Genomic DNA, 2,682 nt, shown 5'->3' with positions numbered 1-2,682 from the left:
TAACTTTAAATGGGATGTGACTAGAACAGATTTTACCAATGAAAGAAACATTTTATACCTTCTTTTTTCTTTAACAATTAATTGCGAAGTTTATAATTTTTCAAAAGTATACATTTCTATGAATTAAGTTACAATTGACGGCTGTTTTCTTAATTTAATGAACTGTGTGATTTCAATTTAGTATTGTCATTTTCTCAAGAAACTATTAAATAGAAAAAAAAGCGCCAAATCCGTTTTTTCGAAATTTTGTAAATGCGTGAAAAGCACAATTTAACAACAAAAATCCTGCTCCAAAATAGGCAATAGTGGTTACATTTTCAAAAGTGTTTTGGTTTCGAATTCCGATAGCGACCAAAGCCCAAGCTCCAACTAGTGCAAATTCGCGCAAATTACGACTGTAAATGGCCCAAATATTTACAAAAACGGCCACAATAATCATAATAATTGCCCAAGAATCAGGTGGTAGTCCAAAACCGTCCCAGCTGATTTTAAACAAATAGGCAGAAATGTTGGCAATACTCGCCACGGTAACCCATCCTGCATAAAAAACAAAGGGCCAAGCCACAAAAAGCATTTTAGAAAACGGTTCTAAATCCAGTTCGAGACGGCATCTAAAAATAATTTGAAGCAATGAAAACAGTAATAAAAGTATAAAAATGCAGGAGATCCCCGTTAGGCCGTACAGCCATAAAAATACCCAAGCACTATTGGCTATGCAAGAAATTACAAACCACCATCCAATTCGCAGTACTACATCGTCTGCATTGGGTTTGGCACTTGAAAATAAACCTCTTCCTTGATAAAAAATAAAACCGATAAGAAGTAAGTAAATGAATCCCCAAATGGCAAAAGCGTATGATGCTGGCGTAAAAAGATTTTGCAATCCTTTAGAAACTTCCCCAATCGTTGCATTATTTATTAGTCCGGTATTGGATAAATAATTAATAAAAATAGTTGAGACTAAAGCAATTCCGTTGGCAATTTGTAAAGTGCGTTTCATATTGTGAGAATTTTAGTCTAAAATTACATTTATTTCGAGAACTAAACTGCAAACTCCGAACGAATTGTGTACAAATAAGCAAACAATCAATTATTGAGATGCAACAAGCGCGACTGGAAACAAATTAGGGTGCAATAATCAACTCCAACTTACGGCTGAAATGATCCAAGTGTAAAATCGTTTTCGAATATTTTAAATATTTCGACTAATTACCTTGCAGTCTTTTCCATAATTTTTGAATTAAAAGTTTTCCATCACGCTTCTCTTTAGGAACTTCTGAAACTTTAAAAGTGCCGTTTTCAAGCGGAATAAAAACATAACTAAATGCAAATTGAGGATTATTTTCTCGATTGTGCAACAATCCAAAACGCAAGTCATTAAAGAAAATTTGGCCATCTTCCTGATTTATAATGTACCAACCTTCTGATATTTCGACTAATTTTTTGAAGTACTTTGACTGGCAGATTTTTTGTTCCAACTCAATATCAGTTTTGTATTTTGAAAATTCAATACTTTTTGTATCGAAAAGCGAATATTCGGCGAGCAAATACCCATCTGTAGTAGCCACATTGGCATTCCATAAAATCGTATTGAATGCCGTGGGTTTTACAATGATGGCGGTGTATTTAATATTTTGCTTTTGTAAGGCGTTTTCAAATTTTTGCAGCGCAAATAATTTCAGTCCACAGGAAAGAAGTAGGTAACAAGAACTAATCGCCAGGCCTCGCCAAACATATTTTCTCCGTAAGAAATATTCCTTATTTCGAAAAACATAAATAAGAGCAACTAGTAAAGGAATTGTGTACAAAGGATCGATTACGAAAATGGTTTTTAAAGCAAATCGCTGTGGTAAAGGCCAAAGAATTTGAGTGCCCCATGAAGTAAATGCATCAAGCAAAACGTGTGTAAAAAGTCCCAAAAAAACAAGTAGGATTGCTCGTTTCAGGGAAATTTTTAGTTTTTCTAATTTAAAAATTCCCCAGCCAAGAAGGGGTGAGAGAAAAAGAAAAAAAAGAACGGAGTGACTCAATCCACGATGAATGGCTATTCCGGCAACGGGCTCCATAAACATACCTACTGCAACATCTAAATCGGGTATTGTACCTAAAATAGCACCATATATAAATGTTTTATTTTTGAGTTGACGTCCCGCAATAACTTCTACAGTAGCTATTCCGAGTAAGACTTGCGAGAAAGAGTCCATATTTTTGAGTTTAGTTTGAAGTAGTTTTTGCAAACGTATTAAAAAACGTTGTACTAAAATATGGAATTAAGCTCAGTTGGTAACTTTTTATTTCAGATGTGTGAAAGTAATTTTTTAGAGGTCATGTATAGTATCGCTTTTATTTATTGGTGATTATCTCACAATTTTATGGTTTTCATCGGTGTTCGGTGACTCGAGCTTGCGGAACTGGCGAAGCATTTTCAATTGCTTGCGCAAACGTGTCGTTAATGGCTATTTTATAACTAAATTCTTTTTAAATCTAACATTTTAATTAAGTCAAGACTTACAAAAAATTGTCTACCTTCGTAAATAAATTTGTCTCCAAATGTAATGCTGTTTGTATTATATTAAATTTAATTGAATAAGATTTGTAGTTCTGAAACAGGTTTTAAAAATTGCATAAAAAATGCTGAGAATTGTAAAAAAGTAGTTGTTATTGAAAAGTGATTTTTTGCCT

2 protein-coding genes are annotated in these 2,682 nt (G+C 33.4%); both read right to left on the bottom strand.

What is annotated here, in order from left to right:
* Window positions 1–205: 205 nt before the first annotated feature.
* Entirely contained in the window at window positions 206–1,000 is a 795-nt protein-coding gene (locus tag ACIQ2X_RS15570; protein ID WP_396179888.1) for a tryptophan-rich sensory protein, read from the bottom strand.
* 205 nt (window positions 1,001–1,205) lie between these two features.
* On the bottom strand, window positions 1,206–2,204 hold the full coding sequence (locus ACIQ2X_RS15565) for a metal-dependent hydrolase (RefSeq protein WP_396179887.1): 999 nt from the start codon (window positions 2,202–2,204) through the stop codon (window positions 1,206–1,208).
* Window positions 2,205–2,682 lie beyond the last annotated feature (478 nt).

The organism is Flavobacterium sp., from assembly GCF_044368625.1.
GTDB lineage: Bacteria > Bacteroidota > Bacteroidia > Flavobacteriales > Flavobacteriaceae > Flavobacterium.
This window is presented reverse-complemented; position numbering and strand designations above follow the sequence as displayed.